General features: G+C 62.4%; 25 protein-coding genes and 1 tRNA gene. 7 read left to right on the top strand and 19 right to left on the bottom strand.

The features are described from left to right. Positions 1 to 57: 57 nt before the first annotated feature. Positions 58 to 3,510, bottom strand: coding sequence for a pyruvate carboxylase (locus ACIOJF_RS14965; RefSeq protein WP_105662559.1), 3,453 nt, complete (start codon positions 3,508 to 3,510; stop codon positions 58 to 60). A 351-nt stretch (positions 3,511 to 3,861) separates the two neighbouring features. Here ACIOJF_RS14965 and ACIOJF_RS14960 point away from each other — a divergent pair, with 351 nt between their 5' ends. Continuing rightward, a complete protein-coding gene (locus tag ACIOJF_RS14960) occupies positions 3,862 to 4,677 on the top strand; it encodes a ParA family protein (RefSeq protein ID WP_105659072.1) in 816 nt (271 codons plus the stop codon). Between the two features lie 93 nt (positions 4,678 to 4,770). Here the strand turns inward: ACIOJF_RS14960 and ACIOJF_RS14955 are convergent, their stop codons facing one another. From ACIOJF_RS14955 to ACIOJF_RS14940, 4 genes are all read right to left on the bottom strand, one after another. After that, positions 4,771 to 5,364: a MerR family transcriptional regulator gene (locus ACIOJF_RS14955; protein WP_105659060.1), complete on the bottom strand. Its 594-nt coding sequence runs from the start codon at positions 5,362 to 5,364 to the stop codon at positions 4,771 to 4,773. A 242-nt stretch (positions 5,365 to 5,606) separates the two neighbouring features. Next, positions 5,607 to 6,089, bottom strand: a complete 483-nt coding sequence (locus ACIOJF_RS14950) for a bifunctional nuclease family protein (protein WP_105662558.1) — start codon at positions 6,087 to 6,089, stop codon at positions 5,607 to 5,609. A gap of 40 nt (positions 6,090 to 6,129) precedes the next feature. Next, a complete protein-coding gene (locus ACIOJF_RS14945) occupies positions 6,130 to 6,885 on the bottom strand; it encodes a MerR family transcriptional regulator (RefSeq protein WP_286134412.1) in 756 nt (251 codons plus the stop codon). Positions 6,886 to 6,959: 74 nt separating this feature from the next. Further along, complete coding sequence (locus tag ACIOJF_RS14940; protein WP_105659058.1) at positions 6,960 to 7,412, bottom strand: FHA domain-containing protein; 453 nt, start codon at positions 7,410 to 7,412, stop codon at positions 6,960 to 6,962. 267 nt (positions 7,413 to 7,679) lie between these two features. Here ACIOJF_RS14940 and ACIOJF_RS14935 point away from each other — a divergent pair, with 267 nt between their 5' ends. Next, positions 7,680 to 8,042, top strand: coding sequence for a DUF488 domain-containing protein (locus tag ACIOJF_RS14935; protein ID WP_105659057.1), 363 nt, complete (start codon positions 7,680 to 7,682; stop codon positions 8,040 to 8,042). Between the two features lie 236 nt (positions 8,043 to 8,278). Here the strand turns inward: ACIOJF_RS14935 and ACIOJF_RS14930 are convergent, their stop codons facing one another. Beyond that, positions 8,279 to 10,168, bottom strand: coding sequence for an FAD-binding monooxygenase (locus ACIOJF_RS14930; RefSeq protein ID WP_105659056.1), 1,890 nt, complete (start codon positions 10,166 to 10,168; stop codon positions 8,279 to 8,281). Positions 10,169 to 10,454: 286 nt separating this feature from the next. On the opposite strand from ACIOJF_RS14930, the gene ACIOJF_RS14925 reads away from it, so the two are divergent. Further along, positions 10,455 to 11,180, top strand: coding sequence for a hypothetical protein (locus ACIOJF_RS14925; protein ID WP_402741817.1), 726 nt, complete (start codon positions 10,455 to 10,457; stop codon positions 11,178 to 11,180). Here the strand turns inward: ACIOJF_RS14925 and abc-f are convergent. From abc-f to ACIOJF_RS14875, 10 genes are all read right to left on the bottom strand, one after another. Beyond that, positions 11,173 to 12,879: a ribosomal protection-like ABC-F family protein gene (gene abc-f, locus ACIOJF_RS14920; RefSeq protein ID WP_402741816.1), complete on the bottom strand. Its 1,707-nt coding sequence runs from the start codon at positions 12,877 to 12,879 to the stop codon at positions 11,173 to 11,175. The genes ACIOJF_RS14925 and abc-f overlap by 8 nt on opposite strands. Positions 12,880 to 13,088: 209 nt before the next feature. Continuing rightward, entirely contained in the window at positions 13,089 to 13,931 is an 843-nt protein-coding gene (locus tag ACIOJF_RS14915) for a PhzF family phenazine biosynthesis protein (RefSeq protein WP_105659052.1), read from the bottom strand. A 100-nt stretch (positions 13,932 to 14,031) separates the two neighbouring features. Then, a tRNA-Pro gene (locus ACIOJF_RS14910) sits at positions 14,032 to 14,105 on the bottom strand. A gap of 101 nt (positions 14,106 to 14,206) precedes the next feature. Then, positions 14,207 to 15,739, bottom strand: a complete 1,533-nt coding sequence (gene der, locus ACIOJF_RS14905; protein ID WP_402741815.1) for a ribosome biogenesis GTPase Der — start codon at positions 15,737 to 15,739, stop codon at positions 14,207 to 14,209. A 65-nt stretch (positions 15,740 to 15,804) separates the two neighbouring features. Further along, positions 15,805 to 16,500, bottom strand: coding sequence for a (d)CMP kinase (cmk, locus tag ACIOJF_RS14900; RefSeq protein WP_105659050.1), 696 nt, complete (start codon positions 16,498 to 16,500; stop codon positions 15,805 to 15,807). Continuing rightward, entirely contained in the window at positions 16,482 to 17,582 is a 1,101-nt protein-coding gene (locus ACIOJF_RS14895; protein WP_105659049.1) for a prephenate dehydrogenase, read from the bottom strand. Before ACIOJF_RS14895 ends, cmk begins: the two co-directional genes overlap by 19 nt. 3 nt (positions 17,583 to 17,585) lie before the next feature. After that, a complete protein-coding gene (locus tag ACIOJF_RS14890; RefSeq protein ID WP_105659048.1) occupies positions 17,586 to 18,695 on the bottom strand; it encodes a pseudouridine synthase in 1,110 nt (369 codons plus the stop codon). Positions 18,696 to 18,796: 101 nt separating this feature from the next. Next, complete coding sequence (scpB, locus tag ACIOJF_RS14885) at positions 18,797 to 19,387, bottom strand: SMC-Scp complex subunit ScpB (protein ID WP_105659047.1); 591 nt, start codon at positions 19,385 to 19,387, stop codon at positions 18,797 to 18,799. Beyond that, positions 19,380 to 20,282: a ScpA family protein gene (locus tag ACIOJF_RS14880; protein WP_105659046.1), complete on the bottom strand. Its 903-nt coding sequence runs from the start codon at positions 20,280 to 20,282 to the stop codon at positions 19,380 to 19,382. The genes scpB and ACIOJF_RS14880 overlap by 8 nt, the downstream gene beginning before the upstream one ends. Further along, positions 20,282 to 21,178 carry a ParA family protein gene (locus ACIOJF_RS14875; RefSeq protein WP_013348536.1) on the bottom strand — a complete coding sequence of 299 codons (897 nt, stop codon included), beginning with the start codon at positions 21,176 to 21,178 and terminating at the stop codon, positions 20,282 to 20,284. The genes ACIOJF_RS14880 and ACIOJF_RS14875 overlap by 1 nt, the downstream gene beginning before the upstream one ends. 186 nt (positions 21,179 to 21,364) lie before the next feature. On the opposite strand from ACIOJF_RS14875, the gene ACIOJF_RS14870 reads away from it, so the two are divergent. The 3 genes from ACIOJF_RS14870 (at position 21,365) to ACIOJF_RS14860 (ending at position 22,380) form a co-directional block, all read left to right on the top strand. After that, the gene (locus tag ACIOJF_RS14870; RefSeq protein WP_332728413.1) at positions 21,365 to 21,745 is read left to right on the top strand and encodes a hypothetical protein; all 381 of its coding nucleotides are present in this window, start codon (positions 21,365 to 21,367) and stop codon (positions 21,743 to 21,745) included. Positions 21,746 to 21,789: 44 nt separating this feature from the next. Then, complete coding sequence (locus ACIOJF_RS14865; protein ID WP_400290988.1) at positions 21,790 to 21,960, top strand: maleylpyruvate isomerase N-terminal domain-containing protein; 171 nt, start codon at positions 21,790 to 21,792, stop codon at positions 21,958 to 21,960. A 69-nt stretch (positions 21,961 to 22,029) separates the two neighbouring features. Beyond that, the gene (locus ACIOJF_RS14860) at positions 22,030 to 22,380 is read left to right on the top strand and encodes a VOC family protein (RefSeq protein ID WP_105659044.1); all 351 of its coding nucleotides are present in this window, start codon (positions 22,030 to 22,032) and stop codon (positions 22,378 to 22,380) included. Between the two features lie 16 nt (positions 22,381 to 22,396). On the opposite strand, the gene ACIOJF_RS14855 is transcribed toward ACIOJF_RS14860, so the two are convergent. The 3 genes from ACIOJF_RS14855 to ACIOJF_RS14845 all read right to left on the bottom strand — a co-directional run bounded on the left by ACIOJF_RS14855 (position 22,397) and on the right by ACIOJF_RS14845 (position 24,875). Then, entirely contained in the window at positions 22,397 to 22,840 is a 444-nt protein-coding gene (locus tag ACIOJF_RS14855) for a cytidine deaminase (protein ID WP_332595002.1), read from the bottom strand. Between the two features lie 9 nt (positions 22,841 to 22,849). Beyond that, positions 22,850 to 23,461, bottom strand: coding sequence for a GDSL-type esterase/lipase family protein (locus ACIOJF_RS14850; protein WP_402741814.1), 612 nt, complete (start codon positions 23,459 to 23,461; stop codon positions 22,850 to 22,852). A gap of 115 nt (positions 23,462 to 23,576) precedes the next feature. Beyond that, positions 23,577 to 24,875, bottom strand: a complete 1,299-nt coding sequence (locus ACIOJF_RS14845) for a cation:dicarboxylate symporter family transporter (protein ID WP_105659041.1) — start codon at positions 24,873 to 24,875, stop codon at positions 23,577 to 23,579. A 167-nt stretch (positions 24,876 to 25,042) separates the two neighbouring features. Between ACIOJF_RS14845 and ACIOJF_RS14840 the strand changes: the two genes are divergently transcribed. Beyond that, positions 25,043 to 26,749 (top strand): ATP-binding protein, encoded by a 1,707-nt coding sequence (locus tag ACIOJF_RS14840; protein WP_402741813.1) that lies wholly within the window; start codon positions 25,043 to 25,045, stop codon positions 26,747 to 26,749. Positions 26,750 to 26,752 lie beyond the last annotated feature (3 nt).

Raw genomic sequence — 26,752 nt, 5'->3', positions numbered from 1 at the left:
GAGCGCAGGGGCCCGCAACCTTGGTCACGAGCCCCCGTGCTCTGGGTACTGCGGATGCTACTTGGGTTCGATCACCAGCAGCAGATCGCCACCCTGTACCTGGCTGGTGCCATTCAGGGTTACCTGGCTGACCACGCCGCCCGCGTTGGCGGTGATGCCAGCTTCCATCTTCATTGCTTCGATGGTGGCCACGGACTGGCCGGCCTCGATCAGGTCGCCGACCTTGACGTTCACAGTCACCGCTCCCGCGAAGGGTGCAGCGACGTGGCCGTTGTTGTTCGGATCGGCCTTCGGCGCGGACTTCACGGTGGATTCTACCGATTCGTCGCGGACCTTGAGCTGGCGGGACTGGCCGTTGAGGTTGACCACGACGGTGCGCAGGCCCTTCTCATCGGCTTCCGATACCGATACCAGCCTGACCAGCAATCGAACACCGGTACCCAGCGAAATGACATGCTCAAAGCCGGGAACCAGGCCGTAGAGGTAGTCGCGGGTGTGCAGGACGGACAAATCGCCGTAGTTCTCCACCGACTTCTCGAAGTCACGGGTTGGGCCAGCGAAGAGCAACCGGTTCAGGGTACCGCGAATCGTCTGCGAATCCGCCTGCAGCGCTGTCAGGTCCTCTGCCGAGAGGTCCTCGACATGGGCCTTGACATTGCGTCCCTGCAACGCCTTGGTGCGGAACGGTTCCGGCCAACCGCCTGGAGGGTTGCCCAGCTCGCCCGAGAGGAACTGGATGACCGAATCCGGGATGTCGTAGTTCTGCGGGTTCGCTTCGAAGTCCGCGGCTGGGACTCCGGAACCCACCAGCTGCAAGGCCAGGTCGCCGACGACCTTGGACGATGGAGTCACCTTGACCACATTGCCGAGCATGTCATTGACCGAGGCGTACATCGACTCGATCGCTTCGAAACGCTCGCCCAGGCCCAATGCAATGGCCTGCTGGCGCAGGTTCGAAAGCTGGCCGCCCGGAATCTCGTGCTGGTAGACACGGCCGGTTGGCGCTGGCAGTCCGGATTCGAATGGCTTGTACATGGCGCGCACTGCTTCCCAGTACGGTTCCAGCGACGCCACGGCATCCAGTGACAGGCCGGGATCACGCTCGGTGAACTCCAGCGCTGCGACCAGTGCAGAGGCCGATGGCTGCGAGGTGGTGCCCGCCATGGCCGCGCTGGCCACGTCGACGGCGTCCACACCGGCGTCGATGGCAGCCATCAACGTCGCCAGCTGCCCGCCGGAGGTGTCGTGGGTGTGCAGGTGCACCGGAAGAGCGAAGCGTTCGCGCAGGGCCGTGACCAGCTTGGTTGCTGCCGCTGGGCGCAGCAGGCCGGCCATGTCCTTGATTGCGAGGATATGCGCGCCAGCGTCGACGATCTGCTGTGCCAGCTCCAGGTAGTAGTCCAGGGTGTACAGCTTCTCGTTGGCATCCAGCAGGTTGCCGGTGTAGCACAGGGCCACTTCGGCGACTGCGGTGCCGGTGTCGCGTACCGCCTTGATGGCCGGAGCCATCTGCGAAACATCGTTCAGCGCATCGAAGATGCGGAAGATGTCGATGCCTGCGGACGCGGCTTCCTTCACGAAAGCGTCGGTGACCTCGGTTGGGTATGGAGTGTAGCCCACGGTATTGCGGCCGCGCAGCAGCATCTGCAACGGGATGTTCGGCAGCTCCGCACGCAGCAGCTCCAGGCGCTTCCAGGGATCTTCGCCCAGGAATCGCAGGGACACATCGTAGGTGGCACCGCCCCAGACTTCCATGGAGAACAGCTGCGGGACGTTGTGCGCGTAGGCCGGTGCTGCCGCGAGCAGGTCGCGGGTGCGGACGCGGGTGGCCAGCAGCGACTGGTGCGCATCGCGGAAGGTGGTATCGGTGATGCCCACCGCTTTCGACTCGCGCAGGGCCTTGGCGAATCCTTCCGGACCGAGATCCAGCAGCTTCTGGCGCCAGCCATCGGCCGGCACGGCGGACTTGGAGGGGCCATCGAATGGCGAACGCTCTGGCTCGTCGGTCTTGTCACCCGGGAAAGCAGGAAGCTTCTTGCGCGGGTCGATTCCCTCGACACGGCTGCCATTTGGCTGGTTCACCGTGACATGGGCCAGGAAGTTCAGCGCCTTGGTACCGCGGTCCTGGGATTCATTGCCGGTGAGCAGATCCGGGCGGGAGTCGATGAAGTCGGTAGCGACATCACCGGCCAGGAACTGCGGATCACTGAGCACATTCTGGATGAACGGGATGTTGGTGGCCACACCGCGCACGCGGAACTCGGCCAGCGCACGGCGGGCGCGAGCCACAGCCGTCTGGTAGTCACGGCCACGGCAAGTGAGCTTGACCAGCATCGAGTCGAAGTGCGGGGACACCTCGGCGCCGGTGTAGATCGTGCCGCCATCCAGACGGACACCCGAGCCGCCGGCGGAGCGGTAGACGGTAATGGTTCCAACATCCGGACGGAAGCCATTGGCTGGATCTTCGGTGGTGATGCGGGACTGCAAGGCCCAGCCACGCACCTGGATGGTGTCCTGGCTGATCTCCAGATCCTTCAGCGACTCGCCAGCAGCGATGCGCATCTGCGCCTGCACCAGGTCGATGTCGGTAACCTCTTCGGTCACCGTGTGCTCAACCTGGATGCGCGGGTTCATTTCAATGAATACGTGCTGCCCGGCGCGGTCGCCCACGGTATCAACGAGGAATTCGACGGTGCCTGCGTTCTGGTAGCCCAGAGTCTGCGCGAACTTCACGGCGTCCCGGAACAGCGCCTGGCGAATCGATTCATCCAGATTCGGTGCTGGAGCGATTTCGACAACCTTCTGGTGGCGGCGCTGCAGCGAGCAGTCGCGCTCATGCAGGTGGACAATGTTGCCCTGCTCGTCGGCGAGGATCTGCACCTCGATGTGGCGCGGACGCAGCACTGCTTGTTCCAGGAAAACGGTGGGGTCCCCGAAGGCGGTGCCGGCTTCGCGCATTGCCGCGCCCATCAGCTCCGGCAGGTCTTCGCGCTTGTCGACACGGCGCATGCCGCGACCGCCGCCGCCGGCTACAGCCTTGACGAAGATCGGGAAGCCGATGCGATCGGCCTCGGCAATCAGGTAATCAACATCATCGCTTGGCTCGGAGGATTCCAGTACCGGAATGCCTGCCTCGCGAGCAGCCTTCAGCGCCGCTACCTTATTGCCGGCCAGTTCAAGCACGTCCGCCTTTGGACCGATGAACTTGATGCCTGCTGCTTCGGCAGCTCGTGCGAGGTCAGGATTTTCCGAGAGGAAGCCGTAGCCCGGGTAGATTGCATCCGCGCCGGCTTCTTTGGCAACGCGGATAATCTCGTCGATATCCAGGTAGGCGCGGACCGGATGGCCCTCTTCGCCGATCTGGTAGGCCTCTGCGGCCTTCTGACGGTGGATCGAATTGCGATCCTCATGTGGGTAGACAGCAACGGTCTTTGCGCCCAGCTCGTAGCCGGCGCGGAAAGCGCGAATCGCAATCTCACCGCGGTTGGCGACCAAGATCTTTTCAAACATAGTGTCCCTACATCGAATCTGTACACGCTGGTTCAACGGCACAATCAGGACTGTTCCCCTCAGGTGCAGGCCCGCCATCCCAGCGTGTCGGGTCTCGAAAAGCAGCTAGCATTTGCCACTTCTGTGAAACACACTACACGGGGATTCTCCAGAACGTCCAAACATTTCGCCTTGTGGTCAGACCACATGAAATAATTGGATCTTTGAAGTTTTAATCACTAACTTGTGCCTAATGGCAAAAACTGACGTTGCAAAGTCGGAGAAACACGGCTCGGCACACTATGATGATGAGAGACTAAAAATTCGGTGGGACGTTTAAACTAACGAACAGTGAAAGGCGTGGTCTGGTCCGTGCACGTAGTGAGCATCAGCAGCCTCAAGGGTGGCGTAGGAAAAACCTCCGTGACACTCGGATTGGCTTCAGCAGCACTTGCCGCCGGCATTCCGACTCTCGTCATTGACCTGGATCCCCATGCGGATGCCAGCACTGGCCTTGGAGTCCGGGCTAATGGGAAGCAGCCAATTGGGCAAATGCTCAAGAACGCTCGTCGCGCCCGTCTGCAAGATCAGGTTGTCGCCAGCGCTTGGCAGTCCAAGGCAGCAGAGAAGAAATCCCGTACCCGCATTCCAGTGCTCGATGTTGCCGTTGGCGACGCATTCACCGGCATCTACGATCGACCAGATCTGCGGACCCGCGACCTACGCCGCCTCTCCCAGCTTCTGAGCCGCACCAGCGGTTACCAGTTGGTTCTCATCGACTGCCCGCCATCGCTGAACGGCTTGACCCGCATGGCATGGAGCGCGTCGGATCAGCTCGTGCTAGTGGCAGAACCCAGCTTGTTCTCCGTGGCCGGCACCGAGCGCACCCAGCGCGCATTGGAACTCTTCCGCCGTGAATTCGCTCCTTCCCTGGGACCGGTACGTGTTGTCGCCAACCGCGTCCGCAAGGACTCCGCGGAGCATACCTTCCGTTTGGGCGAAATGCGCCAGATGTTCGGCGACTCCATGGTCAAGCCCGAGATTCCCGAACACCCGGAATGGCAGCAGATCCAAGGTGCCGCGTACTCGGTGCACCAGTGGCCTTCCAAGGCTACTGCTCCGATGCTGGCGCAGTTCGACGCGTTGCTCAAGGAAGTCATGTCCGCAGCAGGCCCGAACAACACCTAGGCCCGGATACGGATAGCAGCTTAAGCAATTGACCGGATCTTCCTTCAAGGAAGATCCGGTCAATTGCTTAATCTCTTGAATTATCTGCCGGCCCTAGCCGACGTTGCGCGCCGCCTTGGCAGCCCGACGGGCAGCCAATTCATCTTCTGGCAGGGTCTGCTGCACAGAGCTCTCTGAAGGCAGCTGGGCAAGGGAACCTTCCACCTCGCGCCAAACACGGCCTACGGCGATGCCGAATACGCCCTGGCCCTTCTGGACAAGGTCAATGACCTCGTCGGCGCTGGTGCATTCGTAGACCGAAGCTCCATCGCTCATCAACGTGATCTGGGCAAGGTCCTCAACGCCGCGTTCACGCAGGTGCAAAACGGCCGAACGGATCTGCTGCAGGGATACTCCGGTGTCCAGCAGCCGCTTGACAACCTTGAGCACGAGGATATCCCGGAATGAATAAAGGCGGTGGCTGCCGGATCCCTTGGCTCCGCGCACTGCCGGCTCTACCAGGCCAGTACGTGCCCAGTAGTCGAGTTGGCGGTAGGTAATGCCGGCTGCCTTGCACACAATTGGACCGCGGTAGCCGGCATGTTCATCCAGCTCAGGCAGGTCATCGGTGAAGAGCAATCCCTGGGTGCTGGATTGCTTGTTGCCACCGTCGACCCCATAGTGAGGCCCAGTCTGGCGAGACTCCATCCAATTGCTCCTTGCGTGTCAGCACGTTCCTAAACGAGTATCCAGGGACCGAATGAGAACCGCGCAGATGCGAGTGATGACCATCAAAAAACAGCTCTTTTTAAATGTCCCTATGCAAAGACGGTACGGCGATAACGACTAATGGTCAAAGACCTTCAAGCTTAACTTTAAGGCGTGTCGCGCAGGCTTGGGGAATTACCCAATTCAAGGCCAATATTCCACTGAAACCAAACGCGCGATATCTACGAAGAAAAATCTTCTGGATCAATATTGTCCAAGAATTCACGGAATTCGCGCAACTGCTCTTCGGGTGCCTCTTCGCCGCCAGTTTCATTCTCGATGGCCACGCCAGCTTCTTCCAGGACGTGCTCGGCGCACATGATCGGGCACTGGGCGCGCACGGCAAGGGCGACGGCATCCGAGGAACGGGAATCTACGCGTTTGCCGTTGGAAAGGACAAGCTCCGCGACGAACACGGCATTGTTTACCGAGACTATTTCGATCCGCTCAAGCTTCACGTCCATGCTTTCAATGACGCTGAGCAGCAGATCATGGGTCATCGGCCGAGGCGGAGTGAGCCCTTGTTCAGACATTGCGATGGCCGAGGCTTCGGGCGCACCTATCCACAGCGGAAGGTAGAGATTACGCTCAGGGTATTTGAGCAGCAACAGCGGCTGATTCGCCGGCAATTGAATACGGATTCCGGCAAACTCCAGTTCCAGCATGCTAGCCCCTTAGAGTTGTTGTTGCCTGTTCGAATTCAGCCTAGCGATCCAGTTGGGAAATAGCACGTTGCACCAGGGCCTCGTGAATTTCCAGGCACTGGCGCGAGATTTCCTGGGCCTCTTCCGCAGCGCGGGCACGAGCGGAGACTTCAGGCTTCTTCAGTTCGTTGCCGACAATCGATTCAATCAGCGAGAACTCGCGATCAGCTGCGGTACGGAACTGCCGCAGGTGGCGAGGTTCAACGCCATGGCCCGCCAGCTGAACGGCCGATTTGGTGACCTTGATGCTGTTGGCGTCGAACAGGCCAGCAACCGGTTCGATCAAGCCGAACTTTATCAATTCGCCAACGAGCTCCTCGCTGGCACCGGTCAGCCCCTGCAGTTCAGCCAAGGACACCGAACGGGTTTTGCGCTCCACGGCCTCAGCCATGTCATCGTTGACCGCCTGTGGCGCCACCGGGGCTCCCCCAGGCAATGCTGCTGGCGCTTCACCGCGATCCACCGAGTCGAGATGGTCCTTGATGACCTTCAACGGCAGGTACTGGTCGCGCTGAACCGAAAGGATGAAACGCAAGCGGCTCACATCCGACGCGGAGTACTTTCGATATCCAGCGGAGGTACGTTGCGGGATGATCAGTCCCTTGTCTTCCAGGAAGCGGATCTTGGACGCAGTGACACGTGGGAACTCATCCTTGAGTTCCGAGAGCACCTCGCCGATATTCAGCGCGGCCTGCCGGAAGGTCTCGTGGCGTTGAGCCTCGAGACGTGGGCTGCGGGCTGCGTCAAAGATCGGCAAAGGGTCTACACCTCGGATGTATGGATATGTCGGCGTGCCAGACGCCGGCGGACAAAACCTCGAACTCTACTATTTTAAAGGTTCGGAACGCTTTGGTAGAAATTCAGGCGGAATTTGCCGATCTGAACCTGAACACCAGTGCTCAACGGGATCTCGTCGATACGGTCGCCGTTGATGTAGGTACCATTCAGCGATCCGATGTCGCTGAGCGTGAACCTCGCGTCCGTTCGGGAGAACTTGGCATGCCGACGCGAAACGGTCACATCGTCCAGGAAGATATCCGCGTTTGGATGGCGGCCTGCGATGCTCTCGTCGGTGTCCAGCAAGAAGCGTGCGCCCTTGTTTGGTCCGGAATGGGCAATCAGCAGCGCAGAACCAGCTGGCAGGGCGTTAACTGCGTTTTTCTCATCCTCACTCAGGGTGTAGATGACCGAAGGTTCAGCACCCTTGTGCACCGCAGGAAGAGCGATATTGGTCGTCTCAGAGGCAGACTCGTTGTGCGGGTCAACCGGCCGATGTTCCGACATTATGGGGTCCTCCAGAAAATTCTGTTAACAGTTCGTGCGTGACGACCTTGAGTTCTGTGTTGGCACAGTCAGTAATACCAAACTATTTACAGATTAGCCTACTCACTGCCCAACTGATAACAGAAAAGTACATATTTTCCGCTGCAAGGGATTGCCAGTGTGGCAAGATGCCAAGAGAGACGATGATGCCTTGGCAGCCCCTGCACTTCGATCCTTTCCCACAGATGGAGGCGATGCAATGAGAATTCAGGAACTTTCAGGTGAATCATGACGAAGATACTTCTCAAACGCGCGTATACCGCGCCCAGCGTCGAGGACGGCTACAGGATCCTGGTTGACAGGCTCTGGCCGCGCGGGAAGAGCAAGGCTGCCCTTCAGCTGGATCACTGGGCCAAGGCCTTGGCACCGAGCACCGGGCTTCGCAAAGGCTGGGATCACGATGCCGACCGCTTTGGCGAATTTGCGCAGCACTATCGCGCCGAGCTATATCAGAACCCCGCTGTCGATGGCTTTCTGGAAGTACTGGACCAGCATCCCGTGGTCACTTTGGTCTACGGAGCAAAAAATGAGCAGGCTAATCATGCTGTGGTGTTGCGTGACTATCTGCTCGATCAGCTCTCTGGTCCGTAGGCGGCACGAAGCACACGCCGTCGGCACACACCATATCCGAATCGACCACCTGCTGAAGGTCAAAGCTGAATTCCTGGCTCACCGTGGCACCTTTCATCGAAGTCCTGTCCCTTGGTGGTTCAACCACGTTGCGACAAAGAATATTCCGCACTTCCACGCGACGCCCTGCGCAGGGAAACCGATGGCACCGCGAGATACTCGCGGCGCCATCGGTGATGTGTGGAGCGAGGGCGCTACTAGTTCTGCTCCAGCAGGATCGGCTCGAAGAAACGGGCCAGCTCGTTGGCCGCATCCAATGGCAGGATGCTGGCAACATACATATCCGGACGGACGATCACGATCGCGCCATCGCGGGAGATCTGGCGCTCCTCGAAGATGTCCGAGCCGTCCAATGCGGTGTAGACCTTCTCGTAATCCATCAGGCCGAACACGCCGGTGTCCGGACGGAACACCTTAGGCGCGTCATTCACGTTCATCGTGGTGTAGTCCTGCTGGTAGACCACCTTGACATCGAACAGCGCGTCGGCGTCGGCACCCTTCGGCGTGAAGCGAACCAGTGGCGAGCGCTCATTCTCCAGCAGCCAACTCGACAAGGCGGCAATTTTCTGGGACTCTCCCACCGGCTGCTGATCAGCAAAGACGTAGATGCGGTAGCGGCCGTCGGCACGATGGTGGTGGCCCAGGTGCGTTGGGTTGGCATCGGCCAAGCGCATGACTTCCGAAGAGCGGAAGCGCTTGCCCACGGGGAATCCGGCGGCCAGCTCCTGGTGCTCCTTGCCGGCGACCAGCGCAGATGCCGCGTACTCGGTCATGAAGCCGGCAGGGAATTCGGCCGTGCGTACATAGAACTCGGCAACGCCTTCTTGGCCTTCAAGCTCCTTCGCAGTAGCAGCCATGATGGAGGACCACTTCTTGTCGAAGTCGATCAGGTCCTTGGCGATCACCTTGCGCTCGTCCGAGTAGGTGCGCAGCAGGCTTTCCGGAGCTTGGCCCGAGAGCACATAGCCGATCTTCCAGGCCAGGTTGAACCCGTCCTGCATGGAGACGTTCATGCCTTGGCCGGCCTTGGCCGAGTGGGTGTGGCAGGCGTCGCCGGTAATGAACACGCGCGGCTCACGGGTACCGATCTCTTCAACCGGCACATCATCGAAGCGGTCAGCCAGCCGGTGGCCTACTTCGTAGACGCTGTGCCACGCGACGTCCTTGACCTCGAGGGTATAGGGATTCAAAATCGCCTTGGCCCGCTCGATGATTTCTTCCAGCGGAGTCTCGCGAACCTTGCCGTTATCCCCTTCCGGAACTTCACCCAGGTCGACGTAGAGGCGGAAGAGCTGCCCGCCTTCGCGCGGAATCAGCAGGATCGAACCAGCCTTGGAATGGATGGCGCACTTGGTGCGCACATCCGGGAAGTTGGTCAGGCCCAGGGTGTCCATGACGCCCCAAGCGTGATTGGCCTTGTCACCGGAGAGCTTCGCGCCGATCGAGCGGCGGACATTGCTTCTGGCCCCATCGGAACCGACCACGTACTTGGCACGCACTACACGCTCAATGCCGTCATTGCTCTCGCCGCAGCCGATCAGGGTGACCTTCACCGGGTACTCTTCGCCATCTTCAACGACCAGTTCCTTGAAGTCCCACCCGTAGTCCGGGACGGTGCGAGCTGGGGAGTTCGCCGCGAAATCAGCGAAATAGTCGATAACGCGCGCCTGGTTGACCACGAGGTGCGGGAATTCGCTGACGCCGGTTGGATCATCGGCGGTGCGGTCGGTGCGGATGATCTGATCCGGGTTCTGCGGATCAGGGTTCCAGAAGGTGGTTTCCTTGATGATGTAGGCCTCGGCGGTGATGCGCTCGGCAAAACCGAAAGCCTGGAACGTCTCCACCGTGCGTGACTGGATCCCGTCGGCCTGGCCGATTTCCAGGCGGCCGGGCCGTCGGTCGATGATGCGGGTGTGCACATCAGGGAACTGGGAAAGCTGGGCGGCGGTGATGATGCCTGCGGGACCGGCACCGACGATCAGCACATCCATGACATCGGGCATCTCCATGGGACGGTTTATGCCCACGCCAGCCGCTGGCTGCACCCATGGATCGGCTGAAATGTATCCGTTGTGGTGAAACTGCACCGTTTCATCCCCCAATTCCCTGTGATGACCTCAGTCAATAAATATGATGTTCGATATTAGAACTGCATGATCTTTTATCGCACACTAATCATATACAATCTGTGAGCTCAGGCACAAGTTCACGCACGCTGCGCCGGCCACCCTAAGCCGCAGATGGGCAGAAGCCCCGGCGCAATAACCTCGCGCCGGGGCCCATCACTGATGCCAGCTGCTACCGATGCTCCCACTCGGGTCCGGCATACTCCAGCATCTGCTCTTCATTAAGTTGCGAACGCCCATAGGCTCCGTGCACCGCGTTGAACTTCCCGCCAATCTCCAAGTCGCGCGAGGACGAGATATCTCCGACCAGCCACGGCTTCCATTTGGTGGCCGACAGATAGGGGCGAATGATGCTGGCCGTGGCAGCGCAATCCGCGGCAAATGGCAGGATCGCCGGTGGTTCCCGATCCGCTCCCTCGCGAATGATGGCCAGGACCAGGCAGCACCGGTCTTGCGCGAGGCCCTGGGCCTGGCCCTACTTCACGATTCGCGCACCGAGCTAGTACCTTATCCGCTGATCGTGCCAGCCCCGAATTCGCCGCATGCCGGTCAGCAGCGCATCAAAATGCGTGATGTCCTGGTCGATCAGGCGGATGAGCAGTTGGGCGATGCCATGGCGCAGTCATTGGCCCATCGGGCCAGCCTGGTCGGCGAATTGCGGGCCTTGGGCGGTGCCGTAGCCCGGGTTCCGGCCCACGCCACCGCCTGGGGGTCGCGGCATCAAGAAGTGCTGGCAGCTACCTGGATCCACCCGTTGGGCATCGCCGAGCAGGACCAGTCGTTCGCTGCCCTGCAGGTTCTGGGCACCGGCGCGTACGGCGCCTACTCTTCGGACGTTCGCCGTTCGGCTGCCGAGCTCGCCTGGCCTGGGCAGACCGGAACCCGGCTGCGTGCCCTGTCCGAGAGAACTGACCCGCAGCACCTGTTTGATGGCGGACTGAACTTGAGAAGCCAGAACTCCAGCGCTACCTGATCAGCTCGACGCGTCCTGCTTCCACCCCGAGCCGATGCACCACCGAATGCTCGCGCATTTTCTGCTGCCAGCGCCGGTCGTGGCTGACCGTGACCACGGCGCCCGGATATTCCGCCAGCGCTGACTCCAGCGGCTCCACCAAGGCCGGTGAGAGATGGTTCGTCGGCTCGTCCAGGAACAGCATCTGCGCTTTGGTGCTGACCGCAATAGCCAGTTCCAGGCGGCGGCGCTGGCCTACCGAAAGCGCCATGGGGTGCCGCAGGAAATCCTGCGGCGAAAACAGGCCCAGCTGGGCCAGGGACGCACCGGCGTCCTGGACATACTGGCCGGTGGCCGCGGCGAAGGCTTCAACCAGGGTGCTGCCAGGAAAAATTCCGACTTCCTGGCGGAGCCAACCGCAGTGCAAGTTGGCAGCGCGCTCGATCTTCCCCTCGGCGCATTCCAGTTCTCCGGCGAGCATTTTGAGCAATGTGGATTTGCCAGCACCATTGGGGCCGGTGACTAGCCAGCGCTCGCCGAGCTTGATGTCGAAGCGTGGCGAGGACAGTTTCGGATCCGAGCCGCGCCGGGCGTTCATCACCTGCAGCAAGGTTTCGCCACCAGCCTGGTCCTGGGTGCTGCCGGGCATCAAGAAGGACAGCTCAGCAGCCGGCTCGGGTGCCCGGTGGGTTTCGAGGTCTTCGATTCGGGATTTTGCCTGGCGGATCTTGGAGGTCGACCCATGGCTGGAATCGCGGGCCCGGAAATTTCCATGTCCGAAACTGGATTTCTCCTGCTTGCGCGGAATGGCGCTGACGCGTGAAGCATACTTATCAACCAAGTTCTGTGAACGCTCAAGCTCCTGCACCCAATTTTCGTAGGCGACGCGGATCGCGATGCGCTCCTGCTCCTTGGCATGCAGATAACCGTCATAGCCATTGCCGTAATGCGCGACCGACCCGTCGGCAACCTCCACGATGGATCGGGCAAAACGCTTGAGGAACATCCGGTCATGGCTGATCAGCACCAGCGCACCGCGATGCTTATCCAGGGTGCGCTCCAGCCAGTTCATGGCCGCCTCGTCCAGGTCGTTCGTTGGTTCATCGAGCAGGAGCAATTGCGCACCCGAACACAGGACACAGGCCAGCGACAGCCGGGATCGCTGCCCACCGGAAAGTTGGGACACAAGGCGCTGGCGATCCAGATCTCCTAGGCCCAGCTGCGCCAAGGCGCTATCCAGGCGCGGAGCCAGCGAATAGCCGTCGGCCGCCTCATACAGGTCGGTAACCTGCTGCAGCTGCTTCATCAAACGTTCGGCGACAGGTTCTGGAGCATCTTCGAGCTTGGCCGAGACGACGCGCATCAAGCCTTCCAGTTCACGGAAGCGCCGATGATAGGAATCGATCACCTGTTGCACGCTCATGTTCGCAGCGAAGCTCGGGTTCTGCGCAGCGTAGGCAACGGCACCGGGCGCGTTCATCTTCCGCTGCCCGTGGTCGGGTTCGAGATTCCCTGCAATCACGCGCATCAGCGTGGATTTTCCCGAACCGTTATCGCCAAGTACTGCGATGCGGTCGGTACCGGAAATTGCAAGGTCGATGCCGGTCAGCACATCCCGTTCGCCGAAACTGACTGCGATGCCTTGCAATGAGCATACGTAGTCCGGTTCGGTTTCGCGCTCATGCTGGGAAGACTGGTGGATATTTTGGGACTGGGTCATGGGAATTTCCTGCCTAGCACCGGTTCGCCGAGTAATCAGGGCCGGTGCGGTGCTGGTGGTTGGCGGGCACCACAAAGGTGCAATGAAGATGGCGTCAGCGGAGCGAAGCTCGACACTGGTTACCGCCTAGAGGAAATGGACTCCATGAATTAACGTTCCCACCATTCAAGGCTAAGCCCAAGCCATCACAACAGGCAAGGTTTTGCGCACTACAGCTCGATGATGCCCTCAATCAGGACGTTCGCGGCCCCGCCAACCCAAAGCTGGCCGTCGGCCAAGTCCAGATGCACATGCCCATCGCGTCCGACTTTCGCACCCTGCCGGTTGACCAGTGGCGCGGTGGCGTGCCCGGCGGCCATCAGCCATTGCGTGGCCGCTCCATTCAGGCTTCCGGTGACCGGATCCTCGCGCAAGCCCCCGTTTTCAATGGCCAGAGCTCGGACTTCGAATTTTTCCGGTGCCGACGACTGCGGCAGTGCGCCGAAGACCCCGATTTTCCAGCGTCCCGGCCTATTGGGGATCCGCGGTGCGATGTCCAAAACCTGCTGCGAGTTTTCCAGCAGCACCGCGGCCCACCCCGGCCCGTTATCCGTCCACTGCGAATCCACAATCTGCTCGGGCTCAATGCCCAGGATCTGGATCATTTCCGTCAGTTCGTGCGGCGCAATTGCACCGGTTCGAACAGCCGGGGGCGAAGCAAAGGAAAGCGTTTCACCTTCGATCCTGATCGGTACCAAACCAGCTTCGCACTCGACGACCAGCTGCTTCGGATCCTGCGGCACTCCCCCGGCATGCAGCCAGGCACGCGCTGTGCCCAAGGCAGGGTGGCCGGCAAATGGGAATTCGCGTTCGCGCGCAAAGATGCGGAAACGGTAGTCGGCCCGCTCATCGCTGGCCGGCAGTACGTAGGTGACCTCGGAGAGATTGGACCAGAGCGAGTAGTCCTGCATCGACTCGGTATCCAGGCCCTGCCCGTCGAGCACCACGCCTAGCGGGTTGCCCTTGTACGGGGTGGCGCCGAAGACATCGACCTGCTGGAATCTGCGTTGCATTGGACCATCTTCCGGATCTTCGCCGTGGGTGTGGAATTCTGGGGAGGCACGGCAAAACCCCGCCGAGAGAAACTCTCGACGGGGTTTTCCGATTGGATCGTCGGGCTAACAAGATTTGAACTTGCGACCTCCTCACCCCCAGTGAGGCGCGCTACCAAGCTGCGCCATAGCCCGATGCCCTCGCAGCCGTTATCCCCAAGTCGTGAGAACCAAGGGTGCCGTCTGCGAAAAGCTCCTTTATTAGCCTACACCAAGTGAAGGGCTAAATTCGAAATTTAGCGATTGCGTCCGCGGCGCTCGCGGATTCGCATCGAAACCTCGATGGGACTTCCTTCGAAACCGAAGGTTTCGCGCAGCCGCCGGGTGATGAAGCGGCGGTAGCCTGGATCCAGGAAGCCGGTGGTGAACAGCACGAAGCGCGGCGGACGGGCCGAAGCCTGGGTGCCGAACAGGATGCGTGGCTGCTTGCCGCCGCGCACCGGGTGCGGGTGGGCTGCGACAAGTTCGCCCAGGAAGGCGTTCAGCTTGCCTGTTGGAATGCGCTTGTCCCAGGATTCCAGCGCGGTATTCAGTGCGGGAACGAGCTTGTCCTTGTGCCAGCCGGTCTTCGCCGAGATGTTCACGCGCGGTGCCCACTCGATATGGGCAAGGTCGCGCTCGATCTCCTGGTCCAGGTAGTAGCGGCGATCCTCATCCACCTCATCCCACTTGTTGTAGACGATGACCATCGCGCGGCCGGCTTCGATGGCCAGCTGGATGATGCGCACGTCCTGCTCGGAGATGGTTTCATTGGCAGCCAGCAGGATGACGGCGACTTCGGCCTTCTCCAGCGCCGTCTGGGTACGCAACGACGCGTAGTAGTCCGAGCCGACGGCCATGTGCTGGCGGCGGCGGATACCGGCGGTATCCACGAAGCGCCAGACTTGGCCGCCCAGCTCGACAAGTTCGTCCACGGGATCGCGGGTGGTGCCGGCCAGATCGTCGACAACTACGCGCTCGGAGCCGGCCACCTTGTTCAGCAGCGAGGACTTGCCCACATTCGGACGGCCGATCAGCGCAATGCGGCGCGGACCGCCCGATGGGATCATGCCGCCGAAAGCCGAATGGGCCGGCATTTTCTCCATGACAGCGTCCAGCAGGTCGGCGGTGCCGCGGCCGTGCAGGGCCGAGACTGGCCATGGCTGGCCGAATCCCAGTCCCCACAGCGCGGCGGCTTCGGCTTCCTGGTTGAAGTCGTCGACCTTGTTGGCCACTAGGAAGACCGGCTTGCCCTTCTTGCGCAGCATCTTCACCACAGCCTCGTCGGTTGCGGTCGCGCCCACGTGGGAGTCGACCACGAAGAGGATGGCGTCAGCGACGTCGGCGGCAATTTCGGCCTGGTCGGCAACCGAGGCGTGGATGCCCTTGGCATCGTGCTCCCAGCCACCGGTATCGACGATGGTGAATGGGCGTCCCACCCACTCGGCGGAATAGGACACGCGGTCGCGGGTGACGCCCGGGGTATCCTCGACTACCGCTTCGCGGCGGCCCAGGATGCGGTTGACCAAGGTGGACTTGCCGACGTTAGGTCGTCCGATAACAGCCAGGACCGGCGGAATGACAACGTCTTCATCGTCGTCATCGAAGCTATCCAGGCCTGCAAGCAGGGCGGAGTCCTCTTCGTCCAGTTCGTAGTCTTCCAGTCCGCTGAGCAGGGCCTGGGCGCGAACCGCGGCCTCTTCCTCGCTCAGTTCGGCCAGGCGCTCGGCGATATCGTCGTCTCCAACGGGGATGTATTCCTCGTCGTGGGTGGAGTTGTTCTCGCTCATGATTTTCCCTTCACAGCGATCGTAATCTTCATCGGCTCTCGCCGAGGATGGGCACCAGCTTTAGGCTAGTTTTTCGTTGCAGTGCCGACTGCGTCAAGCACTGCGTCGATGGTCTGCTCGAAATCCAGGTCCGAGGAGTCTACGGTCATGACTCCGTCGGCAGCCTGGGTGAAGTTCACCACGGTGGAGTCCTTCGCATCGCGCGCCAGCACCTGGGTAGCCAGCTGCGACTCGTTCTGCGATCCGCCCAGCTGCAGGCCGCGGCGGCGCAGGCGGGCTTCTTCCGATGCGGTCAGCAGGATGCGCGCATCGGCATCCGGGGCGACCACGGTGGTGATGTCGCGGCCTTCGGCCACGATGCGGGTGTTGGCCGCAATGATTTCCTGCTGGCGGCGGACCAGTTCGGCACGCGCGTCCAGGTTGGTGGCAACGGTGGAAACCTGCTCGGAGATGCGTGGTTCGCGGATTGCCGCGGTCACGTCTACACCGCCGATTTCAACCAGTTCAGCATCAGGATCGACCGAGATGGACAGCTTGGCATCGCGCACGGCCTGGGCAATGGCCTCGGCGTTGGACAGATCGGTGCCATCGGCGAGCACCGAGTAGGTGATCGCACGGTACATGGCGCCGGTGTCCAGGTAGGCTGCGCCCAGCTTGCGGGCGACGGCCTTGGAGACCGAGGACTTGCCGGAGCCGCTAGGGCCGTCGATGGCAATAACCAGCTTGTCGTTGTTCAAGGTGCTCACTGGGCTACCTTCCATCCGTTCTTGGTCAATACATCTATCAATTCATCGCGCCGGCCGGGCACGACCGAAACATCCACCATGCCGACCTGATGGCCCGCGGAGTGCTCCATGCGCAAATCCTCGATGTTGATCTGCGCGTCGCCGATTTCGGCCAGCAACTGGGCGATCTGCCCCGGCCGGTCATCGATCACGACGGTGACCAACGCGAACGCCTGCGGCGGTGCGCCGTGCTTGCCCGGAATCCGGGCCTTGCCGGCGTTGCCTTCGGTCATCAGCTGCGAGAGGTCCAGCAGCGCGCCGGGGCCCTGCGGGTTCTGCAGCGTGCTGATCAGCCGGTCAAGATCTTCCTTCATCCCGGTCAGGATCGGCACCAGTGCGGCGGCATTGTGCGAGAAGATCTGGATCCAGAGCTTCTCGTCGCTGGCCGCGATGCGCGTGGTGTCGCGCAGCCCGTTGCCCGCCAAGGCCAGCTGGTGGCTTTCGGCGTTCAGCAGGCGCGAGGCGATCATCGAGCTGGCCGCTTGCGGGAAGTGGCTGATCAGCGCGACGGACTCATCGTGCTCGGCCACGCTCATCCGGTACATGGTCGCACCCAGGTCGATGGCCAGGGATTCGGCGGCTTTAACCCGCGAAGCCTGCGCGCCTTCATGGGCGCAGATGACCCACGGCATGGAGGTGAACAATTCGCCACGGGCCGCGGCCGGTCCGGACTTCTCCCGGCCCGCCATCGGGTGCGTCCCCACATAGCGGGAAGTCTCAGCCTCGCCCAGCCGCTCGTCCGCCAGCACGCCGGCCAGGATCGAGCCCTTGACACTGGCGATGTCCACCACGGCCGCGTTCGGATAGGCCAGCAGCGCGTCGCCCACCAGGGCGGAGGTGACATCCGGCGGAGCACCGATCACGACCAGTTCCGGGGCGATCTGCTGGTGCTCCAGCAGCACCCCGGCGCCAATGTCCTGGGCTACTCCGGCAGCGGTCGGCGAAATATCCGACAGGTAGACGTGCACGCCCTTGGCGCGCAGGCCCAATCCCACCGAGGTGCCCAGCAAGCCGGTGCCGATGACCAGCACCGGGCCTGCAAGGTGAGAAGACGCCATGGGCTACATCCCCACCATGGCCATGAGGTGCCCGACTTCCTGGTTGCCCAGGGAGCGGATGGTGCCCTGCTTCTGGTCGCCCAGCAGCACCGGACCCACGGCAACGCGCACCAGGCGCTGGACCGGGTGGCCTACGGCGTCGAACATGCGGCGCACGATGCGGTTGCGGCCCGAGTGCAGGGTCACCTCGACCATCACGTGCTTCGGTGTGGTGGCGATGATCTTCAGGTCATCGACCTTGATCCAGCCATCTTCGAGCTTGATTCCCTCGCGCAGCTGGTTGCTTACCGCACGCGGCAGCGGGCCGGGGATCTGCACCAGGTAGGTCTTGGGGACTTCGTACTTCGGGTGCTGCAGGCGGTTGGCCAGCTCGCCGTCGTTGGTCAGGATCAAGACGCCTTCGGTCTTGTAGTCCAGTCGGCCAACGTGGAACAAGCGCAGCGAGTGGTGCTCGTTCTTGAAGTAGTCGGCGATGGTGCGGCGGCCCTCCGGGTCATCCATGGTGCACATCACGTGCTTCGGCTTGTTGAAGACGAAGTAGCGGTTTGCCTGGTTCATCTGGATGCGCATGCCATCGACGTGGATGCGGTCCTTGGCTGGATCCACGCGCGAACCCAGCTCGACGACCAGGTTGCCGTTGACCTCGACGCGGCCTTCGAGGATCATCTCCTCGCAGACGCGGCGCGAGGCCACCCCGGCGTTGGCCATGGCCTTCTGCAGGCGGATGCCGTCCTGCTGCTCGCCGTTGATCTCGCGAGCTGCCTGGCTTTCGGCACGAGCCTGGGCGCGGGCGCGCTGGGTCGGGCGCGCATAGTTGGTCGGCACGGAGTTGCCGAAGCGTTCCTTGCCGAAAGCACGCTCGGAGTTCTTGCGCGGTGCTGCGGTGTTGCGCTTGGCCGAATTCGACTTTTCCCCTGGCTTGCCCGAGGCGGACTTGCCATACGGCTTCTCGCCGAATGGCTTCTCGCCGAAGGACTTGCCACCGGTGCGGCCTGCACCGCCTGGCTTGCCGTAGGCCTTGCCGCCGGTAGTGCCGCGGCCGCCTGCTGGCTTGCCGCCGAAGTTTGAATTGTTGCCGCGATCGTTGCGGCCTGAGGATGGTCCCCTGCTCATGCTTGCCTGTGTCCCTTGCTGTTACGTGTTCGCTGCGCGAGCCCGCCAGTCTTGGGGCTTCACGCGTGGTTGGTCCGTTGTAGCTGCCGGCTGGCAGCTACCTAGTCGTCGTAGGTTGCCGAATCGAGCGATTCGAGGTCGGCCACCCCGGGAAGATACGGGGACAGCGCAGGCAACTCATCAAGCGAGCCCAGTCCCAGTCGTTCCAGGAAGTATTCGGTGGTTTGGTACAGCGTCGCTCCGCCATCCCCAACTTCCGGATACTCCGTGATCAATCCGCGGGTGAGCAGCGTGCGCACCACTGAATCGACGTTGACACCTCGAATCGCCGAAATACGTCCACGCGAGACCGGCTGTCGGTAAGCGATGACAGCCAGGGTTTCTAGGGCGGCCTGTGACAGGCGTGCTGTCTGCCCGTCGAGCACATAACTGGAGACGAAATCGGCGTAATCGGCCCGCGAATAGAAGCGCCACCCGGAGGCGACGCGACGCAGTTCAAATCCGCGCGGGCGATCCTTACTATCATACTCGGTAGCAAGGGTCTCCAAAGCGGCGGCAACCCTGGCGGTGGGGACTTCGAAGATTTCGGCCAAACGCGCCGAAGATACGGGGATATCGGCGACCATCAGCACCGCTTCAAGGCCCGATTCCAGGCCTCCTGGCAGCTGGTCAATGGGTGCAATCTCACTCATGATCCACCTCACCACCACTCCCCTCGTAGTCGTCTTGCACGGCCTGCGCATCGAAACTGGACTCCTGGACCAGCGAGATCAGCAGCGGGCCGAGCGGATCTTCCTGCGCAAAGCTAATGGCTCTCTGCCTGAACATCTCCAACAATGCCAGAAAACGCACGACCACCACCAGCTGCGCATCCGCGTCTGCCACCAGCTCGGTGAATGCCAGCGTGCCGCGGGCTTCGAGCAGGGCGGTGATCGCATCGGCTTCCTCGGCAATGGTGACGTTCGCCCCGTGCAGATGCCCGATGCCGACCTCTGTTTCCGGTTCCGGCTTCGGCGCCAGCGCCTTGGCCGCCATCGCGGCCAAGGCGTCGGGCCCGATGCTGAACACCAGTTCCGGCAGCAGGGCCGCGAACTGCGGTTCCAGCGAGACTTCGCGGGGATGGCGCGCTCCCTCGATTCCGTAGCGTTCGCCCAAGAACTCGGCGGCCTGCTTGAAGGCCTTGTACTGCAGCAGCCGCGCGAAAAGCAGGTCGCGGGCTTCGAGCAGCTCGAAGTCCTCCTCATCGGCCATTTCGCCGCGCGGCAGCAAGCGGGCCGCCTTCAAATCCAGCAGCGTGGAGGCGACCACGAGGAATTCGGTGGTTTCATCGAGCACCTTCATCCCGTCGCTCCCCTCGGCGGCACTGGTGGCTTGCAGCTCGCGCAGGTAGGCGATGAATTCGTCGGTGACCTCTGCCAACGCGACCTCGGTAATATCCAGCTCGCGTTTGGTAATCAGGTGCAGCAGCACATCGAAGGGCCCGTTGAAATTCTGCAGGGCAAGGCGAAAACCGCCAGCCGATTCCTGCTCAGCTCCTGCTGGCGTGGTGGAATCGGTGGCGGCTTCTTCGCTGAGCGTGGCGCTCATTACGGGGCACCACCACGCCAAATCAGTTCGCGGGCGAGGTTGCGGTAGGCCTCAGCGCCCGGGTGGTTGGCGGCGTAGGAAGTAATCGGTTCGGCGGCCACGTTCGCGTCGGCGAACTTGATGGTGCGCTTGATGACGGTCTCGAAGAGCTTGTCGCCGAAGGCCTCATCCAGCCGGGTGATGACCTCGCGGCTGTGCAGGGTGCGGGCGTCGTACATGGTGGCCACCACGCCGTCCAACTCCAGCACCTGGTTCAGCCGGTCCTTGACCTTGTCGATGGTTTCCATCAGCAATGCCACCGCACGCAGCGCAAAGAACTCTGCGGTCAGCGGGATGATCACGCCATGGGCGGCGGTGAGCGCGTTGATGGTCAGCAGGCCCAGCGATGGCTGGCAGTCGATGAGCACCACATCGTAGTCGTCGATGACATTGCGCAGCGCACGTTCCAGCACCTGCTCGCGGGCGACCTCGTTGACCAGCTGCACCTCGGCTGCGGACAAATCGATGTTGGCTGGCAGCAGATCGATGTTCTCGACGTCGGTCTTCACGATGGCGTCGGTGATCTTCACCTTGCGGTCCATCAGCACGTTGTAGACGGTGATGTCCATTTCATGCGGGTTGGTTCCGAAGCCGGCAGACAGCGCGCCCTGCGGGTCGAAGTCCACCAGCAGCACCTTGCGGCCGTACTCGGCGAGCGCGGCGGCGAGATTGATGGTGGAGGTGGTCTTGCCAACGCCGCCCTTCTGGTTCACCATGGCGATCACGCGTGCCGGGCCGTGCGATGGCAACGGTGCTGGCACGGGGAAATCTGTCAATGGCTTGCCAGTAGGACCCACTGGGCGAGGCTCCTTGAGCATCCCCGCTCCGCGGTGCTTGTTTCCCTGTTCCTCGCTCACGATGGGTAAACCACACTTCCCGTTCGATAAACCTGATTCTTCGAGCTGTAAGCTCTTTTCAAGGTTATCGGTCGAAGCAAAAGATCTTGGTTTTTTGGGTTCTTCCACGGCGAGCCTTTACCTTGAACCTTAGCTCTAATGTTGTATGCGAGCTGAACGCAATCTGGCATTTACGGGAAGGGCGCGATGCGCACCATTGAAAAGCTCGCCAGCTGGGCGGAAGCCGAGCCAGGCAGCAAGCAGGCAAGGGTCCGTGTGCTCCTCCAGGCCCAACTGGACGACGGGCTATTCATCGTGGTGCTCGACGACCGCGGATGGTCCAGCAGCGAAGAATGGGCGCAGGTGACGCCGGCCGGAATCCGCGAAACCGCGTTGGTTGTGGTGGGCCCGGATGAACCGGCACCGGGGTGGACACGGGCCGAGGAGCTGCATGCTTATTGGCAGTACATCCAGTCGATTCTCGCTGCGCAACAGCTGCACGCGTCGATCGACGAGCTGATGGCTCTGGATCATGAGGTCCAGTTCGGCCCGCGCCTGCAGCGCCTGCTCACCGCGGCCGGCCACTGACCTGCGTGCTTCTGGGCCGAAAACCGGAATCATCATGAACCAGGATTCCCGCGCCATGCACCGCTTGGACGGTACGCGAACTGCTTGACCACCTCTGCGATCTGGCCCTAGCCACCGGCCAGGCACTGGAGGGTGATCCTGCCGTGGAGTCCCCGGCTGGGCAGCGCCCTGGTGCCCAGCCCGATCATCCGCTGGCTATTCGGATAAGTTCTTGATCCTGGCGCATTCCGGTGGTCGAATGGTTCCACACGCGCCGGCATCCGGCGGCATAAGGGGCGAGGCAGATGTTCACGGGAATGCTCAGCAATTGCACGGTATCGAATTTGGCCCGAGCCGAGCACTGGTACGCGCGGCTCTTCAACCGGGCGCCGGACCAGCGGCCCATGGACGGGCTGCTCGAATGGCATCTGGCCCCGGGATTCGGAGTCCAGGTCTTCGCGGAGCCCGACCGTGCCGGATACAGCACGCTGGTCCTGGAAGTGGCCGACCTCGACGCGCAGGCCGCGCGCCTGCTGGATGCGGGCATCGGGCATCACGGCCCGCAGCCCGGCGGCGGAGCACGGATCGTGCAGCTGCAGGATCCCGACGGCAACCGGGTGGTGCTCGCTTCGCCCTTGCCCGGCCTCTCGCGCTGAGCCGGGCATCAGGCTCTCAGGCTTGCTCGGCCAACCAGTCGAAAGACAACGGCAGCAGCTCGCGAATGCCGATGCTGCGCGCCCCGTGCGGGGTATCGACGATGACCCGCAGCCACGGATAGCTATCAGCCATCACCTGGCGGCAGCGCCCGCACGGGCTTTTGATGCCGCGCCCCTGGTTGCCCACCGCCACCACCACCTGCGGATCCCTTGCCCCGGCCGCACGGGCCGCACCGAAGGCCACCAGCTCTGCACACGGGCCTCCGGTGAAGTGGTAGAAATTCACGCCCGCGTGCATGGCGCCGTCGGCAGCCAGCACCGCGGCACCCATGGTGTGCACCCCGTCGCCGCCATCGGGCGCGTCGGTTGCTGCCTCAATGGTCCGCCGGGCGAGTTCGACCAGTTCTTCCTCGGCGTCTGCCAGTGCACGATACTGCTGCCGGTGCGGTGTCCCGTTCATTGCTCCAGCCTAGCTGCCCAGTTCCGCAAGCCACGGGTCCCAAGCCTGGCTGGCCATCCCCGCCAGCAGGTCGTAGCCTGCTGCGCGCGGGTGCGCTCCATCATCGGCGGCCACTTGGCGGCGCCACAGCTCATGTCCCGCGAGATCCCCGAACACGCTTAGATAAGGCACATTCCTCGATGCGCACCGTGCCCGCATTTGCGCATCCAGCTCGCGCAGTTCCGCGTTCAATGCATCATCGGCGATCGGCGGCGGACCGATCATGAGAACCGGCCAATTGCGTTCCTTTGCCGCATCCAGGATGGCCTCGAGGTTCTGGATCCGTTCTCCGGCGGCCACCCGCGGCTTCGCGTCCCAGCGGATCACGTCGTTGACTCCGAAGCAGAGCACCACGCCTGGCGCGTAATCCCCTGGCGGAAAGCGTGCGGCGCATTCAGCTTCGAATCGCTGCCGGATCATGGCGCTGGTATCGCCGCGAACACCGAGGTTGTAGCCGGTGAGCCCATGGCCCCGTTCGATTCCCCGGGCGACCAGCCGCCCCGCCCATCCGCGATGGGTTTCTTCGCCGACTCCTGCGACGAAGGAATCGCCGACAAAGCACACTCGTACCGCTGAACCCATGATGCCTTTCCGCCTGCTGGCTGCTGCGCCCGGCTGGGCCCTATCTTGCCAAAGGCGCCCAGACGCAGAAAATCCGTTACCCGAACGTGTCGGATAACGGATTTCCAGCAAGGTCCTAGTGGCCTTCGACGCTGCTCTCGTCGAATGGAAGGCTGCCCGCTAGTACGGCCTTGGCCTGGTCCATGTCGATCTCCCTGGTCCACTTGCCGATCAGCAAGGTTGCCACGGCGTTGCCGGTGAAGTTGGTCAGCGCGCGGGCCTCGGACATGAACTTGTCGATGCCCACGATCACGCCCATGCCGTCCAGCAGTTCCGGGCGGTGCGACTGCAGGCCGGCTGCCAGGGTGGCCAGGCCCGCGCCGGTCACGCCGGCTGCGCCCTTGGAAGCGATGATCATGAAGACCAGCAGGCCGATCTGCTCGCTCAGGCTCATGGGCATGCCCATGGCCGTTGAGACGAAGAGTGCCGCCATGGTCAGGTAGATGGCGGTGCCATCGAGGTTGAAGGAGTAGCCGGTAGGCACGGTGATGCCCACGACGGGCTTGGACACCCCTGCGTGCTCCATCTTGGCGATCAGGCGCGGCAGTGCCGACTCGGAGGATGAGGTTGAGAAGATCAGCAGGTATTCGCGAGCCAGGTACTTCAGCAGCAGGAAGATGTTCAGGCCGGTGACCAGGCGCAACAGGGAACCGAGGACGACGACGATGAAGAGCGCGCAGGTGACGTAGAAGGCACCCATGAGGATCGCCATCGAGCCTATGGCGGCCCAGCCGGTAGCGCCGACCACTGCGGCAATGGCACCGAAGGCACCGATCGGGGCAGCCCACATGATCATCATCATCAGGCGGAAGACCACCGCCTGGATGTGCTTGACTGCGTTGAGCACAGGCTCGCCGGACTTGCCCATGGACTGCAGCGCGAAGCCGACCAGCAGGGCCAGCACCAGGGTCGGCAGCACGGGGATGTCGCCCGGAATCATTTCCAGCAGGAAGGCCACGGTGGAGTTCTCCCCGCCGCCGGATCCCGACTCGTACGGCTCGAGCTTCAGCCCCGAACCCGGGTGGATGATGTTGCCGACGACCAGGCCGATGGCCAGCGCAAAGGTGGACATGGTGATGAAGTACAGCAGCGCCAGGCCTCCGACCTTGCCGACGGTTGCCGCCTTGGCAATGGAACCAACGCCCAGGACGATGGTGCAGAAGATGACTGGACCGATCAGCATCTTGATCAGTGCGACGAATCCGGTGCCCAGGGGCTTGAGGGCCTTGCCCACCTCCGGGGCCAGCAGGCCGACCGCTGCGCCGAGCACCACGGCGGCAATCACCATGATGTACAGCCAGTGGGTCTTGTCTTTCTTCTTCGTTCCGGCCTGCGGCGAATTGCCTGCCGGCGGCATCTGGTCTGTGACAGCCATGGTAGTCCTACCCTTGTGAGCGCATGGAACCGAACCGTGCACCCTTGCACAGCCGGCATTACGTAGAATCGTTCTGTATCCATGGTGCGGCTCGAAGTGATCCGCATCTCCATTGCGTTCATATTGGTCACGCGGTGAACAGTACAAGGACCAGGCAGCACAAGGAGATGAGCGCAGTGACCGATCATTTCACCGACCTGTCGCTGGCCCGCCCCACCCGCGAGGCCGCCTCCCCCGCACCGCTCAGCCGCGACGGCTGGTCCCTGGCGGTAGTCATCTTCGCCGCCCAGATGCTGGTGGTCATCTTCGTCGTCGTGGGCCTGGCGGTCGCCACCTACCAGCACCAGGCGCAGGTGATCCAGGATGACAAGCAGGCCACGGTGGCCACGATTTCCATCACCCTGGCCAACGATCCTTTCGTGTCCCAGGCCCTGGCCGGCGATCGCCCCACCGAGCAGCTGCAGCCCTACACCGACAAGATCCTGGACCGCGGGCAAGGCGTGGATTTCATTACGATCATGACCCCCGATGCCCTGCGCGTCACCCACCCCGACGCCGAGCAGCTGGGCAAGGGATATTCGGGCAGCATCAACCAGGCACTGGCCGGCCAGACCCACAACGAGGTGGCCGCGGGCACCTTGGGCCTTTCGGTGCGCACCATCGCCCCGGTCTACCACGACGGCGAGCTGGTGGGGATGGTCTCTTCGGGCATCACGCTGGAGAGCCTGGAGTCGATCTACCGCAGCGAACTTCCGCAGATCATGACCGTTTCGGCGCTGGCCCTGCTGCTGGCGGGTTTCAGCTCATGGTCCTTCTCCCGCTACGTCAACCAGGCCACGCTCGGCTTCGGCCCGCACGGGCTGCGCCGGCTCTACGCCTTCTACTTCTCGGCCCTGCACTCGGTTCGCGAGGGCCTGGTCCTGCTGGACCGGCGGCACCGCATCGTGCTCTACAACCAGGAAGCTTCCAGATTGCTCGGCTTCCCCGAGGAAGTGCCTTCCGGCGGATTGGACCTCGACCAGGTGCAGATCCCCGAAACCCTGCGCACCCTGATGGCGACCGGACGCAGCTGCAAGGACGAAATCCATTTGGGCACCCACACCGTGCTGTCCATTTCCCAGGGCCCGGCCCGCCTGACCAACGCGCGATTGCCCCGCCGCGGCGGGCTGCCGGCCCGCTGGTTCGGTTCCCAGCCGGTGACCGGCCAGGTCATGACGCTGCGCGATTTGACCGAAGTGCAGGAACTGGCCGGCGAAGTGCAATCGCTGAAGACCTTCTCCACCGCCCTGCGAGCGCAAACCCATGAGCATGCCAACCGCCTGCACACCATTGCCACGCTGATCGAAAATGGCCAGAGCGACAAGGCGCTGGCCTTCGCGGTCGATGACCGCCAGCATTCGCAGAAGCTCACCGATGCGATCGTGCATTCCATCGACGACGTCTATCTTTCCAGCCTGCTGGTGGCCAAGGCCGCCCAAGCCCATGAGCGCGGCGTGAATCTCGATATCAACGCGCAGGGCATGATTCCGGGCAATGCCTTTGCCGCCACCGACATCGTCACCATCGTCGGCAACCTGCTGGATAACGCGCTGGATGCTTCGGCGGGCACCCAGGACGCGACGGTGTGGGTGGAAGTGGCCGCGGCCGATGACGAGCTGATCATCGCGGTGGCCGATTCCGGCCCGGGCATCGAACCCGAGTTCCTCGATCAGCTGCTGCGCTTCGGGGCCAGCACCAAGGCCGGCGGCCAGCCGCGCGGCCTGGGGCTGGCACTGGTGCAGCAGGCGGTGCTGCGGCTAGGTGGCACAATGGGTGTTGATAACGATGCCGGCGCAATCTTCACCGTCACCTTGCCCTTGAGAATCAGCGACTAGCCC

Origin of the sequence: Glutamicibacter sp. NPDC087831 (assembly GCF_044742845.1) — a bacterium.
Classification (GTDB): Bacteria; Actinomycetota; Actinomycetes; order Actinomycetales; family Micrococcaceae; genus Glutamicibacter.
The sequence above is the reverse complement of the archived record's forward strand: the minus strand, read 5'-3'. Positions and strand labels throughout refer to the sequence as shown.